Raw genomic sequence first — 14,012 nt, 5'->3', positions numbered from 1 at the left:
TTGAGATACTTCCAAAATTAATAAATAAACGAGATGGAATAAAAGCACCACGGATTATTCCTATTGGAGATAATAGTAATGACTTGCCGATATATAAAGTTGCAGCCATAAAAATTGCAAGTCAATTAGCTATAGATGAAGTAAAAATCTTTAAGTTAGTAGTTGTTTAGCTTGAAATTCTACAAACCGAGTATATTTATCAAAATACAATAAAAAAATTTTCCTAGTAGAACAAATAAAAAAATCCCTTGATCTACAAGGGAAAATACGGTGATTCAACGTTCCCTGCCGGAATCGAACCAGCAACTAATCCTTAGGAGGGACTTGTTATATCCATTTAACTAAGGGAACACAATAGGTCTATTTTACCTGTAAATGATCATTCTCGCAAGATGAGAACGAGAGAAAAAGTAAGAATCATGCATGCTTAGATTTGAGACCTATAATATTGCTGGTCTAATTAGGATGATACCACCACCCAAAAGAGAATCATTCATGGACGAAAGAAACTATTGGCAACATGCAATCGTTTTACTTTATTGGACAAATCAAGCGTGGTACACTTGGTTTGTATACGATAAAGTAGGAGGTAATGTGGAATGGTAAAAATTGCGAAATCTTTTTTGTCACAAGTTACAGCTGAAGGGCTCAACGGACCATTTGTCACCATTATGCTTAATACGCATGTCGGACACCAAAATGTGGAGAAGGACCAAATCAAGTTCAAAAATTTTGCTAAAGAAGCAAAGAGACGTTTTGAAAAGAAATATCCAGAACATGACTGGGCACCATTCCAAAGTAAAATTGATGGCATATTAGCTGATCAATCTTTTTGGCGTAGTAGTACTACTAGTGCCGCTGTGATTTTAACAGCAGAAGAAGTACTGATCCACCGCTTAAGTATTCGTGTTGATGACCAATACTATGTCGGTGAAACACCATATTTGCTTGCGATCATCAAGAATGCTCAATTCAACGATCCATTTTATGTATTGGCTTTAAACCGTGATTCAATGAAACTATATCAAGTTGAAAATAAAGTTGTTTCAGAAGTTGAATTACCAGAAGAGGCACCGACCACCATGGAAAAAGCGCTGGGAGAAGAAATCACTGGTGGTGGAGATTTCAATTATAGTGCCCAAGGTGGTGCGAATACTGGAGGCGAAGGTGTCGCTTACCACGGGTTTAGTGCCAAAGATGAAGAATTAGAGATCGATCATGTCAACTATTATCAAGCAGTGGATGCATTCTTCCGAAATGATTTTTCGAATGATGAGAACTTGACGCTGTATCTATTTGCGTTACCTGAAAATCAAACCTTATTTAAAAAGAATGCAAAAACGAGTTTCTTCCAGGCGACACCGAATATTGCGACTTCACCGGCGCCGTTGTCATTGAAAGATATTCAAGCATGTGTCAATAAACTTGTGGAAGATTTGACGCAGCAACAAATATCTACCTATGATAAACTACTGGACCGTAAATTTATTGATCAATTGGTGGATATTGTTCCAGCTGCAAAAGCAGGACGTATCGCACAACTCTTTATTGCCACCTCTAATCTGGTTGATGGTTTTGGTGAAGACCCTGATACGGAGTACGACCGCAGACAAGTGCTGAATACATTGGCCAAAGACGTGGTTGATAACGGTGGTGAAGTAGCGATCTTGGAACAAAAAGACGCACCCGGTGAGAAAAGTTTAACGGCGATATTACGCTACTAGGACCACTGAGGGACACGATTGACGATTAAAAGAAGGCTGAACGCGATAATTATTGGCGTTCAGCCTTTGTGATATCAATAAAATAAATGCGTTTTCATTTTTTTGGATTTTCTATTAGTCAAGCCGTTGGTTGTGTGCTATAATACATATTGTAGTATTTGTTACGGTAAATTATGGTAGCTTGTTTCATCTTAAACATCTTCCACATTTTCACCTTATACAAGTAATTGCAAAATATGTGTATATACACAAGGAGGATTTTTATTATGGAAACAGGTACAGTGAAATGGTTTAACTCAGACAAAGGCTTCGGATTTATCACAGCAGAAAACGGCAACGATGTATTCGTTCACTTTTCAGCTATCCAAGGCGAAGGCTTCAAAACTTTAGAAGAAGGCCAAGCAGTTACTTTCGATATCGAAGACGGACAACGCGGACCTCAAGCTACTAACGTAAACAAAGCTTAATCAAATTGTCGATCATAGAGCAGCTTAGCTGCTCTTTTTTTGTGCGCTTATTTAATTTGTTGATTTTATTTTGGCTTGATATAATGATAAAAAAAGGGGGGCTTTTTATGGGCTTGAATGAATTTATTTTAGGTTTAGCAAATTTGGAAAAAATTCAACGGGCACCAGGTTTTTTCAAATTTACGGAGCATAGTGTTGCGGCACATTCATTTCGTGTCACAATGATTGCCCAAACACTGGCGGATATCGAAGAACGCGCAGGGAATACGGTCAATTGGCAGATTCTTTACGAAAAAGCATTGAATCATGATTACACCGAGCGTTTTATTGGAGATATCAAAACACCGGTGAAATATGCCAACAAAGAATTACGGGCGATGTTATCGACGGTTGAAGAGAAAATGACGGATGTTTTTATAGAAGAAGAAATTCCGCAAGATCTACAGTCGATTTACCGTCGTCGTTTGGCAGATGGCAAAGATGATACATTAGAAGGCCAACTTTTAGCGATCGCCGATAAAATCGATTTACTATACGAATCATTCGAAGAAATCACCAAAAGCAACCCAGACAAAGTATTCAAAGAAATGTTTCGTGAAGCGGTAATGACGGTTAAAAATTATCGTCATCGACCATCCGTGTCGTACTTTTTTGAAGCAGTCTTTCCTGAGTTACTGAATGCAGATTTTTATGGTAAAACCGCCTTCTTAGATGAAATTGCCACATTGATCGAGAAATAAAAAGCACTTGTCAACCAGACAGCAGAAGCAGTGGTTGGCAAATGCTTTTTATTTATAATAAAGACTCGGCACCATCGATATAGACTTCTGTGCCTGAGATATTTGCTGCAGCTTCTGAGGATAAGAAGAGGACAAGATTGGCTACTTGTTCTGGCACACCTGTTTCTTGTTTCAACGGGCGAGAACGTTCAGGATAGTGCACCGGTATTTCGATACGTGCAACTTCCGGTTCAACTTCAGTGCGATCATCGATGTTGGTAGAAATTGCGCCAGGGCAAATAACATTGACTCTGATATTGTAGCCTGAAAGTTCAAGGGCAGCCATTTTGGCAAAAGCGACTTGTCCGGCTTTGGAGGTACTATAAGCTGAAGCACCAAAATTGTTGAAAATGCGGTTGCCATTGATTGAACTTGTGATCACAATACTGCCGCCATTTGCTTTCATTAAAGGTATGGCTGCTTTGACTGTTAAAAATGTGCTGCGAAGGTTGGTGTCGATCGTTTGATCCCATTCTTCAATCGTCAGCTCTTCAATTGGTGTGAAGGTACCATTGATACCAGCATTGACATGTAAAATATCTAATCCGCCAAGCGCTTCAGCCAATGTACTGATTGCGGATTGCAACCCTTCACTATCCGTAACATCGACTGCTTCAACATAGACATCATCTCTGAAAGATTGCTGGATTTCAGCAAGTTCTTCCTCATTTAAATCAATCAACCCTACAATTGCGCCTTGTTGAATAAACTGTTCCGCAGTTGCTCTGCCGATACCTGAAGCTGCTCCAGTAACAATGACACGTTTATGCTTAAATCCTTCCATTTGAACGCCTCCTTTTCTTTAAGTATAAAAAAAATCAATGATTTTGTCGAAAATAAGCCATTCCTTACACATTGGGGATCCGTCTATTTGGTTGTGCCAATTTCTGAATCTGACCGGTGATTGACTGCAAAACTAATGTATCGCCTTCTGATTTTGTAGTATAATGCAAACAGTGTGCAAGGAGGTATACAATGAAACCCATATATGCTGTGGTGGATCTTGAAACCACTGGGACGGATGCAGCCGTAGACCGTATTATTCAATTTGGCTGTGTATTGGTACAAGATGGCAAAGTGATCAACCGTTTTGCGACAGATATCAATCCAGATCGACGCATTTCTCGACAAATTCAAAATTTGACACACATCACGAATCAACAAGTGAAACAAGCACCTTATTTTGAAGATGTAGCTGATATTATTTTTAACTTACTCAGCAACACGATCTTTGTCGCCCACAATATTTATTTTGATTATCAATTTTTAAGCAATGAGCTGGTGCGCTGCGGCTTACCAGCATTAACGATTCCTGGCATCGATACTGTTGAGTTGGCGCAAGTATTTTTGCCAACTGAAAGTAGTTTTCGTTTAGGTGATTTAGCGGACAGTATTGGTTTTGTCCATGAAAATCCGCATCAGGCGGATAGCGATGCGGAAGTAACTGCAGCATTACTGATGTATATCGAAGCCATCATGAAAGAATTGCCGCGGACAACGTTGAAACAGATTGCCCTATTGAGTGGTCAGATGGGGATGCAGACGAGTGATTTTATCCATAGTGTGGTAAATGAAACCAAAGTTACAATACCGGAAACCCTTGAAGAAGTAGATGGGATCGTTCTTCGTAAAAAAGAAGTCAAAGTCTTTGAACGCAATCACTATGACAAACAATATCCGCAAATAAAAACAGAGAAAATAGCCCAATTCGGTGATTATCTGATTTATCGTAAACAGCAAGCCCGTTTGATGAATGCAGTATACAATCACTTTACTGACACTGAGAAAAATGTGATCATAGAAGCGGAAACAGGCATGGGAAAGACGATTGGCTATCTATTTCCAGCAGCGTATTTGGCCACACCGGATAATCCGTTGATCGTCAGCACTTCTTCGATCCTCTTGCAAAACCAAATCATGGATAAAGATGTGCCGCTAGTGAATCGTGTGTTAGATCAGCCAATCCAAGCTACTGTAGTCAAGAGCCATCGCCATTATATTGATTTACAGCGATTTAAAGCAACTTTAGAGCATCCAACAGATCAAAAACAATATGCTCAGTACCAAATGGGGATCTTGGTCTGGCTTACGAAAACGACCACTGGTGATTTCGATGAGTTGAACTTGGTTCGTTTGGATCATCCACTGTTCACTGAGATTCGACATCGGGGTCTTGAATTTCTTTCTGATAAGCAAGCATTTTTTACCCATGATTTTTTACGGCATTTATACAAGCAAGTCGCTCAAAGCAATGTCTTGATCGTCAATCATTCCTTTTTGCTGCAAGAAAATAGGCGTCAGCAACCATTGCTGCCGGCAAGTGATTTTCTCTTGATCGATGAAGCGCAGCAATTGCCTAGTCAAGCAGAAGGACTTTCGCAATATACCTTTGATTCTGCCTATTTCAAACGGCAATACTTGCAATTTAACGAGGAAGGGTTATTTGATGCGATGGCAGAAGTCCTCGAGAGTGAGTATCAAATTTTGCCTTTATTCAATCTGTACCGAGAAGCCCTGGCTGTATTGATTGACACACAAGAAGCGTTTTTTGCGACCCTTGACAGCCAAGTCAATGTGCTGCAAGTCTTGCAGCACAAGGATATATTCAACGAGCATATCGAACAAGGGCGTATTTATCGGAGACTCGTGTTGAATTACCAAGAAATTTCTGAGATACAGCAGCAATTGGCAGCTTGTTTTATGGAACTAAACGAGCATCTTACCGCCCAACAGCGACTACTGATGGCAAGACTCCTTGATTATTTTGATCAGTTTCAGATACAAGCCTATACGGTTACAACTTGGTTGGATAGTTGGCATCCTCGATATGTTCATTGGTTGCGTCTGCATCCGAGTCATCAATCTGGAACGATCGAATTGGCAGATTTGGAAGGCAAACAGGTAGCAGAAAGTAAATGGTATCAAAGGTATCGGCATATTATTTTTCTTGGCGGCACGTTAAAAGTCCCAGGGAACAAAGAATACTTTGCCCATCAGCTAGGCATACCTGAAACACCTGTCAAAACGATTCCGGCTTTTTATGATTACGAAAAACAAGCAAGATTATATGTTGTCAAACAAGGAATATCGATCCAACAAGCAGATGCAAATGAATATGCGGATTATCTTGCGGAGGCCTTAACACCGATTTTATTTGAACTCCAACAACCGATATTGGTTTTGTTTACTGCCCATGAAACCTTAAAAGCTGTCTACGATCGTCTGCACAAGAAAGCGTTGAATCAGGGCAGAGAGCTGATTGCTCAAGGAACTGGTGGAAGCCGCGAAAAAATATTGAAAAAGTTTTTATTAGCAGAAAATGGCATTTTATTTGGTACCAATAGTTTTTGGGAGGGGGTTGATTTGCCTGGTCAAGCCCTCAAAGTAGCGATTGTCACCCGGTTGCCTTTTGAAAACCCGCAAAACCCGTTGGTCAATGCCCGCCACGCTTATTTGGCTGCCCAAGGAATCGATACATTTAAAGAAGATGCTTTGCCAAAAGCTATCTTACGCTTAAGACAAGCGTTAGGCCGTTTGATTCGTTCAGAAGAGGATACTGGTGTCATGATCGTTTTGGACCGTCGTTTGCTTTCTACGAAATATGGCAAACGAATGGTCAAAGGGTTACCAAAAAAACTGCCATTGATCGAAGCCACGCCTAGTGAGATGACGGAAGATATTCGTCATTTTTTTGAAACAGAGAACGAAAGTCTGCTATAATAAAGCATATTTAAAAGGAGAAAGCAGTATGAAAACAAAAGACAAAGAACAACGTCGTGTCGTCATTTTGTTGATTGCCATAACCACCTTACTTGTGCTGATCATTTTTTCTTCGATTTTTTATCTGCGGGCATCAAGACCGATGCGCCAAGCACGGAATGAAGCCATTGCGATTGCCGAGGAATATACCGACCTTGCCGAAGTTGACCAGTTTTATTGGTTTACTAGAGAAACGACTTCTTTTAGCATTGTCGGTAAAGATAAAAATGAAAAAGAAATCGTTGTGATTATTCCAAAAAGTGGGGAGAAAGTAACGGTTTACAATCAAGAAGATGGTTTAACAGAGGCGCAAGCCAAACAAGCAATCAAGGAAGCTCATCCAGAACAAACGATTCAAAAAGCCACGCTGGGCTTGTTTGAAGATACCCCAACATGGGAAATCATGACCAAAGATAGTGAAGGAACGTTGAGTTATTTTCTCATTGACTTCAAAGATGGCAAAGAAATCAATACGATCACAAATATTTAAGCGATGAATTAGCGAAACCTGCATTCAGAAAGGATGATTGATATGGTACTGTCAAAAAGAGCTGAGAAATTAGAACCGTCGGTCACGTTAGCAGCTTCTGCAAAAGCGAAAGCATTAAAAGACCAAGGGATAGATGTATTAAGTTTAACTGTTGGGGAGCCTGATTTTTTTACACCAAAAAATATTCGGGCAGCTGCTATCGAAGCCATCGAAGCAGGAAAAGTTAGTTTTTATACCCCGACAGCCGGCATACCAGAACTAAGAAAAGCGATTACGGACTACATCAAAGCATTTTATGGTCTGTCCTATGAAACAAACCAAGTTATCGTGACTGACGGCGCAAAATTTGCCCTGTACACATTGTTTCAGGCAATTCTTGATGAAGCAGATGAAGTGATCATTCCGGTACCGTATTGGGTCAGCTATGCCGAGCAGATTCGTTTGGCTGAAGGCACACCTGTGTTTGTAGAAGCCACCCAAGCAGACGATTTTAAAGTCACTGTTTCGCAATTGGATGCGGCCCGTACAAGCAAAACCAAAGCAATCATCTTGAATTCACCGGCTAATCCAACTGGTGCGATCTATACAAAAGAAGAATTACTAGCAATTGGGGAGTGGGCTGTCGCACATGATATATGGATCATTTCGGATGATATTTATGGCCGCTTGGTTTATAACGGTCATGAATTTACGCCGATTGCTGCTTTATCAGAATCGATCGGCAAACAAACGATCATTATCAATGGGGTCTCAAAAACGTATGCGATGACTGGTTGGCGTATTGGCTTTGCTGTGGGTGATCAAGCAATTATCGGCGCTATGATCGATATCGCATCACAAGCGACAAGCAACCCACCGGCTGTCAGTCAGTATGCTGCTGTTGAAGCGTTGACTGGCGATCAGGATTCAATCGAGGTGATGCGTCAAGCGTTTGAACAACGCTTGAATGATTTGTATCCACTGATCGCAGCTATTCCTGGGTTTGAATTGACGAAGCCTCAAGGTGCATTTTACCTTTTTCCGAATGTCAAAGAAGCCATTCGTCTCTGCGGCTATCAAACGATTGATGAGTTCGTAGAAGGATTGCTGGTAGAAGCCCATGTTGCAGTTGTTACCGGTGCGGGTTTTGGTGCACCAGATTATCTTAGAATCAGTTATGCAACAGATTGGGACACTTTAGCGGAAGCTGCCAAGCGAATCCATGATTTTGTTGAAAATAAGCGCCAAAACGTATAAAATGCTTATGGTGCTTTAAATAATAGTTAGGAGAGAATCAAGTGAAATCTATTCAAATTTTAGATGCAAAACATCACGTGGGCGAAACAGTCCAAATTGGTGCATGGATCGCTAACAAACGTTCAAGCGGTAAAATTGCCTTTTTACAACTCCGTGATGGAACTGCTTATTTCCAAGGTATCGTTGTAAAAAGCGAAGTTGGAGAAGATGTTTTTCAATTGGCAAAAAATCTGAGTCAAGAGACAGCAGTGTTGATCACTGGAGAAATTCGCGAAGACAGCCGTTCTAAATTTGGTTATGAAATCGGCATCTCAGGTATCGAAGTGGTAGGAGAAAGTCATGATTATCCAATCACACCTAAAGAACATGGAACGGACTTCTTGATGGATCATCGCCATTTATGGCTGCGTTCTTCTAAACAACATGCCATCATGCAGATCCGTAATGAAATCATCCGGGCAACCTATGAATTTTTCAATCAAAACGGCTTTATCAAAATCGATCCGCCGATTTTGACAGGTTCTGCACCAGAAGGCACAACAGATTTATTTGAAACCAACTATTTTGATCAAAAAGCGTATTTGTCTCAATCTGGTCAATTATACATGGAAGCTGCTGCAATGGCTTTTGGTAAAGTATTTTCATTTGGTCCAACTTTTAGAGCAGAAAAATCAAAAACCCGTCGTCATTTGATCGAGTTTTGGATGATCGAACCTGAAATGGCCTTTATGCATCAAGAAGAAAGTTTGGAAGTGCAAGAACAATATGTTGCATTTCTTGTGCAAAGCGTACTAGACAATTGTGATTATGCATTAGATGTTTTAGGCCGTGATCGTGAAGTCTTGCAAAAGTACACCAAACTGCCTTTCCCACGTATTTCATACGATGATGCAGTGGAATTGTTACAAAAAAATGGCTTTGACGATATTCAATGGGGAGATGACTTTGGCTCACCGCATGAAACCTTTATCGCGAATTCTTTTGATCAACCAGTCTTTATCTTAAACTATCCAAAAGCGATCAAACCGTTTTATATGAAACCACATCCAACTAGAGAAGATGTTGTGATCTGTGCCGACATGATTGCCCCAGAAGGTTACGGAGAGATCATAGGCGGTTCAGAACGGGCCATTGATCATGAATATCTCCTAGAACAAATCAAAGCCCATGGCTTAGACGAGAATGAGTATTCATGGTATCTAGATTTACGCAAATATGGTTCAGTACCACATACAGGTTTTGGGTTGGGCTTAGAACGAACTGTTACTTGGCTTTCTGGTATTGAACATGTACGGGAGTCGATTCCATTCCCACGTTTGTTGAATCGGATTTATCCTTAGGATGTAATGTGAACAGTAAAAGTTCAAGTCTTTTATTTTATTATCAATACTCAATAGAACCTGGTCATAACAAATTCACGTTATGATCAGGTTCTTAATTTATGGTATATTTTTCAAGTATTAGTAATGCTAATAAGAAAAAAGGAAATAAAACTAAATAAGGAATTTTTGTTTAGATTAGATTCATAAAGTTTTAGAAAAAAATAGATAACTATTTGATTCTATTCGTATTGAAGTTAGATTTAATCTGATTTTTAATCAAAGATTAATTAAATTCTATTGTAATTAATAATTCTATTAGTAAACAAATAATTACTATATTTAAAATTTGATATTAGTCAATGTTTTCTATATATTTAAATGTGTTGAGTTAAAATTGAAAGCTCATTAAAAGAATTATTTATTGTTTATAAATTTTACATTTATTAGATGTATAGGATATAGGAGATTAATATAATGAATTTTTTAAAGAGACGTCAATTTTTTTTACAAATATTACTAATTTTGTTTGCTAGTTTACTGTTGGTCTTCCCTCAGGTCTATCTTAAAGGTTTTGTTATCGGTTCTGATGCAATGTTTCATTTCAATCGCTTTTATGATGCAAGTGAACAAATAAAAAATGGCAATTTTCAATACTTTATTACAATGTATGGTTTTCAACAATCGGGTAGGATCGTAAATGCCCTGTACGGTCCTGTTTTTGCTTACTTTCAAGGATTCTTGGTTCTTATATCTAGATCTTGGTTCCACTATCAAGTTTTATCTAATTTTTTGATTTATGTATTGTCAGGGTTATCCATGTTGACCTTCTTAAAAAAGATACATATCAATAGTTGGTTGGCAACTGGGATGGGAATTTTTTTCATGACTACCTATCCAATTCAGTACTGGATTGATCAGCAAGGACTTTCTGCATGGCCATCAGCCATACTGCCACTATGCTTGATCCCTCTGGTCAACCTTGTGGAAAAGAAACAGTTAAGTAGCTTAGGCACAGCTATTTCTATTAGTGTGATGTTTCAAATCCATGTTCTTTCAGCTTTATTTCTAGTCCTTATTTATTTTTGTTTTTTCGTTTATATGTTTATTCAATCAAAAAATAAAAAATCATTGATAAAAAAACTGTTTGTAGCCATTGGACTCTTTTTACTACTTACGATGAATGTCTGGGTGAACATGTTAGACATTTATCGCTTTAATCAACTTGTACCACCGTTTTTAAACCAACACATGGAGAATAATACAATCACAGCGAATAGTTCGTATTGGATTAAATATCCAAGGTTTTTACCTATTTTATTTGCAATATTGTTCTGTATATTATTGGACAAACGTTATAAAGTTTCACCTTTTTTGAAAATAACTGGGTTTATTACAGCAATCTTTACTATACTAGCTACTAACTTTTTTCCATGGGCAACGCTATCCAAGTTAAGAGTACCATTTTTGGACCTTTTACAATTTCCATTCAGATTTGTTATTTTTGGTATAGTGCTTCTGTTAATAGGTCTTGCGCTCATTCTATCTTCTGAGTCTAAAATTAGATTAGCTAAACCTGTATTTTTGATGCTATTGTTTGGTTTATCTCTTATGCAAGTAACTTATGAAAATACAACCAAAATGATTGATTGGCATAATAGTGAAACAGCGGTAAATAGGAGAGTCCATTCATATATTTTTATTGATGACGAGAAAAAAATGAAGAATCAGTTGTTTTCGAGTGATAAAAAGAAAATATTAGAAAGCTTTCAAAAATCAGCTCCCGACTATTTGCCACTCTATAAAAAAGATCGATCCAGTAAATATAATGCGTATGGAAATGATGTGATAAATAAAAATCGTTATTTTGAAAAGAAAGTTTTAAATAATGAGATTCATGTTTTTTGGAAAGGCAGTAAAAATGAAAAAATAAAAGTTCCTATTATCAAATATGAGCGAACACAATTAGAACTAAATGGAAGAAAACTCGAAAAGGGCGATTTTAGTCTTAGTACTATCGGTGTAGTAAGTGTTGATCAAAGACTTGGAGAAAATGAACTTGTCGTCTCATACCATGTACCTTGGTTTTTCATGCTAACGCTAATATTCCCGATCTTTGCTTGGATAATCATCATCATATCTTATTTAAAAAAATCTATAAAAACCTTATTAAATTGACGATATGTATGTAAAAAACGTTAAACAATAATAGAAAAAAACCAGACCTTATGTAGGCCTGGTTTTTTGTGTTGGGAATATGTGACGGTTTCGTTACAAATATTTTCTTTTTCCTTTATATCGGTTAGAATATAAGTTAGCGTGAAAAAGAGGCGAATTATGTTAAAAAAATATATTAAGTCTTTGATGAAGACACTTTACTTATTACCCATACGAACTCTAGGTTATGGTAAAAGAAAAAAAAATGAAAATGTTGTTTTCTTGCTTAGTTTTCCAAGCACGAGTGAGTACATATTAGATGAACTAGTGAAGAAGTATAACAAGCGCTTAATTATTTGTTATACTAAGGAAGCAAAATTTCTTGCAGATACTTTTAAGGAAAAAGGTATTCGGACGTATTCTTTAGATTCATTACTAGATATCTATGCTCGGATTGTTCCTGCTTTAAATAGTGCAAAAGTGATTCTTTGCGACAATTACTTTGCTATTTTGGCTGGTTTTAATTTTGAAAACGAAGTTAAAGTTGTTCAATTGTGGCATGCAAATGGAGCAATAAAAGCATTCGGTGCTGGAGCAAAATATACGGAACATGTTACAGAGACAGATAGAAATCGTTATAAAAAAGTGTACGATCGTTTTACACATATCGTGGTTAGTTCAGAAGAAATGGCCAACATTTTTTGTGATAGCTACTTAAACAAGTATTCAGTCCTGCCATTTGGTTATCCAGTTACTGATTTGTATTTTCGCGAGTATAAAAGCTCGACGACTGTATTTGCTAACCAACATATAAATGAAAAAATCGCATTATATGCGCCTACTTATCGTGATCAAAATGAGGTACTAGGTGTAGATTTGAATGAGATACAAAGACGATTTCCTGAAGGATGGCAACTATATGTTCGGTTGCATCCCCACGATCATAAGCTTAAAGAACAATTAGCTCATCTTCCAAACGTGAAACAAATTCCTGAGGATATTCCATTGTCAACAGTTTTTGGCCAAATTGATTGTTTGATAACAGATTATTCGTCGATCCCATTTGAATATTCTTTAGCAAGAAAACAAGGAAAAATCATTTACTATTGTTATGATTTTGAACAATATGAAAATACCGTGGGCTTGCAGAAGAATTTTAAAGAATGGGCTGCTCCGTATATTGTTACAAGTATAGATGAACTTATTGCTGCAATAAAAGAAGATGATACTTGTACTTTTGATAAATTTAATGCGTTGTGGAATACTTTTGTTCAAGGACATGCTGCCGACCAATTAATAGAATGGATTGATAAACAATATGAAGACTGAACGAATAATGGGCATTCCAGTTGACAATCTTACTTATGCAAATATTATAAGTGATGTTTCCCATTATATTGAAAACAACAGAAAAATGACAATTATTAGTGTCAATCCTCAAATAGTTTTGGATGCAAATGAGTATCCTGATGTTATTTCATTGTTGGAAGAGAGCTCGCATCGGATTCCTGATGGGATTGGTATAGTATTTGTTTCTAAATTAACAGGGGGATCAATCAAAGAGCGTGTAGCTGGATTTGACCTAATGTTGAAATTACTGGCATATGCAGATAATAATGAGAATAGTATTTTTCTGTATGGAGCAAAACCCGATGTTCTTGAAGATGCTAAGAGGCAAGTGGGGCTAAAATATTCGAATATAAAAATCGTTGGTGCAATCGATGGTTATACAACTCTTTCTGATGAGGAAGTGGTATCCATAATTAATCAAAAAAAGCCAGATTTTTTATTTGTAGCATTAGGATTTCCTAAACAAGAACAATGGTTAGCTAGAAATATAAATAGATTAGATGTGAAAATCTTTCAAGATGTTGGTGGAAGTTTTGATGTGTTAAGTGGCCACGTGAAAAGAGCACCAAAGATATTTATCGATTTACATTTAGAATGGCTTTACCGTTCATTAAGTGATCCATTGAGGATTGGACGTATAATTCAAGTACCTATATTTTTGTTTAAAAGTTTAAGATATAATTGGCGTGCTTCAGATAAATGATGAAATCAAAGATAGTTTAAGGATGGTA

At 37.5% G+C, this 14,012-nt stretch carries 11 protein-coding genes and 1 tRNA gene; 10 read left to right on the top strand and 2 right to left on the bottom strand.

Annotated features, from left to right (window positions below; all coding sequences use genetic code 11):
- Nucleotides 1-279: 279 nt before the first annotated feature.
- Nucleotides 280-351: transfer RNA gene (locus IGI41_RS09425), tRNA-Arg, on the bottom strand.
- A gap of 248 nt (nucleotides 352-599) precedes the next feature.
- Here IGI41_RS09425 and IGI41_RS09420 point away from each other — a divergent pair.
- The 3 genes from IGI41_RS09420 to IGI41_RS09410 all read left to right on the top strand — a co-directional run bounded on the left by IGI41_RS09420 (nucleotide 600) and on the right by IGI41_RS09410 (nucleotide 2,931).
- Nucleotides 600-1,724 (top strand): hypothetical protein, encoded by a 1,125-nt coding sequence (locus tag IGI41_RS09420; protein WP_430609539.1) that lies wholly within the window; start codon nucleotides 600-602, stop codon nucleotides 1,722-1,724.
- A 266-nt stretch (nucleotides 1,725-1,990) separates the two neighbouring features.
- Nucleotides 1,991-2,191, top strand: a complete 201-nt coding sequence (locus IGI41_RS09415; protein ID WP_003126918.1) for a cold-shock protein — start codon at nucleotides 1,991-1,993, stop codon at nucleotides 2,189-2,191.
- Nucleotides 2,192-2,298: 107 nt separating this feature from the next.
- A complete protein-coding gene (locus IGI41_RS09410; RefSeq protein WP_430609538.1) occupies nucleotides 2,299-2,931 on the top strand; it encodes an HD domain-containing protein in 633 nt (210 codons plus the stop codon).
- Nucleotides 2,932-2,983: 52 nt separating this feature from the next.
- Here the strand turns inward: IGI41_RS09410 and IGI41_RS09405 are convergent, their stop codons facing one another.
- Nucleotides 2,984-3,754 (bottom strand): SDR family oxidoreductase, encoded by a 771-nt coding sequence (locus IGI41_RS09405; RefSeq protein WP_430609537.1) that lies wholly within the window; start codon nucleotides 3,752-3,754, stop codon nucleotides 2,984-2,986.
- A gap of 191 nt (nucleotides 3,755-3,945) precedes the next feature.
- Between IGI41_RS09405 and IGI41_RS09400 the strand changes: the two genes are divergently transcribed.
- The 7 genes from IGI41_RS09400 (at nucleotide 3,946) to IGI41_RS09370 (ending at nucleotide 13,984) form a co-directional block, all read left to right on the top strand.
- Nucleotides 3,946-6,690 carry a helicase C-terminal domain-containing protein gene (locus IGI41_RS09400; RefSeq protein ID WP_430609536.1) on the top strand — a complete coding sequence of 915 codons (2,745 nt, stop codon included), beginning with the start codon at nucleotides 3,946-3,948 and terminating at the stop codon, nucleotides 6,688-6,690.
- A gap of 28 nt (nucleotides 6,691-6,718) precedes the next feature.
- Nucleotides 6,719-7,219, top strand: coding sequence for a DUF5590 domain-containing protein (locus IGI41_RS09395; RefSeq protein WP_430609535.1), 501 nt, complete (start codon nucleotides 6,719-6,721; stop codon nucleotides 7,217-7,219).
- Nucleotides 7,220-7,261: 42 nt separating this feature from the next.
- Nucleotides 7,262-8,455: a pyridoxal phosphate-dependent aminotransferase gene (locus IGI41_RS09390; protein ID WP_430609534.1), complete on the top strand. Its 1,194-nt coding sequence runs from the start codon at nucleotides 7,262-7,264 to the stop codon at nucleotides 8,453-8,455.
- Between the two features lie 41 nt (nucleotides 8,456-8,496).
- A complete protein-coding gene (gene asnS, locus IGI41_RS09385; protein ID WP_430609533.1) occupies nucleotides 8,497-9,795 on the top strand; it encodes an asparagine--tRNA ligase in 1,299 nt (432 codons plus the stop codon).
- 456 nt (nucleotides 9,796-10,251) lie between these two features.
- Nucleotides 10,252-11,952, top strand: a complete 1,701-nt coding sequence (locus IGI41_RS09380) for a hypothetical protein (RefSeq protein WP_430609532.1) — start codon at nucleotides 10,252-10,254, stop codon at nucleotides 11,950-11,952.
- A gap of 159 nt (nucleotides 11,953-12,111) precedes the next feature.
- Nucleotides 12,112-13,260, top strand: coding sequence for a CDP-glycerol glycerophosphotransferase family protein (locus IGI41_RS09375; protein WP_430609531.1), 1,149 nt, complete (start codon nucleotides 12,112-12,114; stop codon nucleotides 13,258-13,260).
- Nucleotides 13,250-13,984, top strand: coding sequence for a WecB/TagA/CpsF family glycosyltransferase (locus IGI41_RS09370; RefSeq protein ID WP_430609530.1), 735 nt, complete (start codon nucleotides 13,250-13,252; stop codon nucleotides 13,982-13,984). Before IGI41_RS09375 ends, IGI41_RS09370 begins: the two co-directional genes overlap by 11 nt.
- Nucleotides 13,985-14,012: the final 28 nt, after the last annotated feature.

It is taken from the genome of Enterococcus sp. DIV0876, from assembly GCF_050529585.1.
Lineage (GTDB): Bacteria > Bacillota > Bacilli > Lactobacillales > Enterococcaceae > Enterococcus_D.
Note: the sequence above shows the minus strand (reverse complement) of the source record. Positions and strands in the feature narration are given on the sequence as shown.

Coding starts and splice junctions, on each gene's coding strand:
- IGI41_RS09420 (WP_430609539.1), top strand. CDS start 600: ATGGTAAAAATTGCGAAATCTTTTTTGTCACAAGTTACAGCTGAAGGG.
- IGI41_RS09415 (WP_003126918.1), top strand. CDS start 1,991: ATGGAAACAGGTACAGTGAAATGGTTTAACTCAGACAAAGGCTTCGGA.
- IGI41_RS09410 (WP_430609538.1), top strand. CDS start 2,299: ATGGGCTTGAATGAATTTATTTTAGGTTTAGCAAATTTGGAAAAAATT.
- IGI41_RS09405 (WP_430609537.1), bottom strand. CDS start 3,754: ATGGAAGGATTTAAGCATAAACGTGTCATTGTTACTGGAGCAGCTTCA.
- IGI41_RS09400 (WP_430609536.1), top strand. CDS start 3,946: ATGAAACCCATATATGCTGTGGTGGATCTTGAAACCACTGGGACGGAT.
- IGI41_RS09395 (WP_430609535.1), top strand. CDS start 6,719: ATGAAAACAAAAGACAAAGAACAACGTCGTGTCGTCATTTTGTTGATT.
- IGI41_RS09390 (WP_430609534.1), top strand. CDS start 7,262: ATGGTACTGTCAAAAAGAGCTGAGAAATTAGAACCGTCGGTCACGTTA.
- IGI41_RS09380 (WP_430609532.1), top strand. CDS start 10,252: ATGAATTTTTTAAAGAGACGTCAATTTTTTTTACAAATATTACTAATT.
- IGI41_RS09375 (WP_430609531.1), top strand. CDS start 12,112: ATGTTAAAAAAATATATTAAGTCTTTGATGAAGACACTTTACTTATTA.
- IGI41_RS09370 (WP_430609530.1), top strand. CDS start 13,250: ATGAAGACTGAACGAATAATGGGCATTCCAGTTGACAATCTTACTTAT.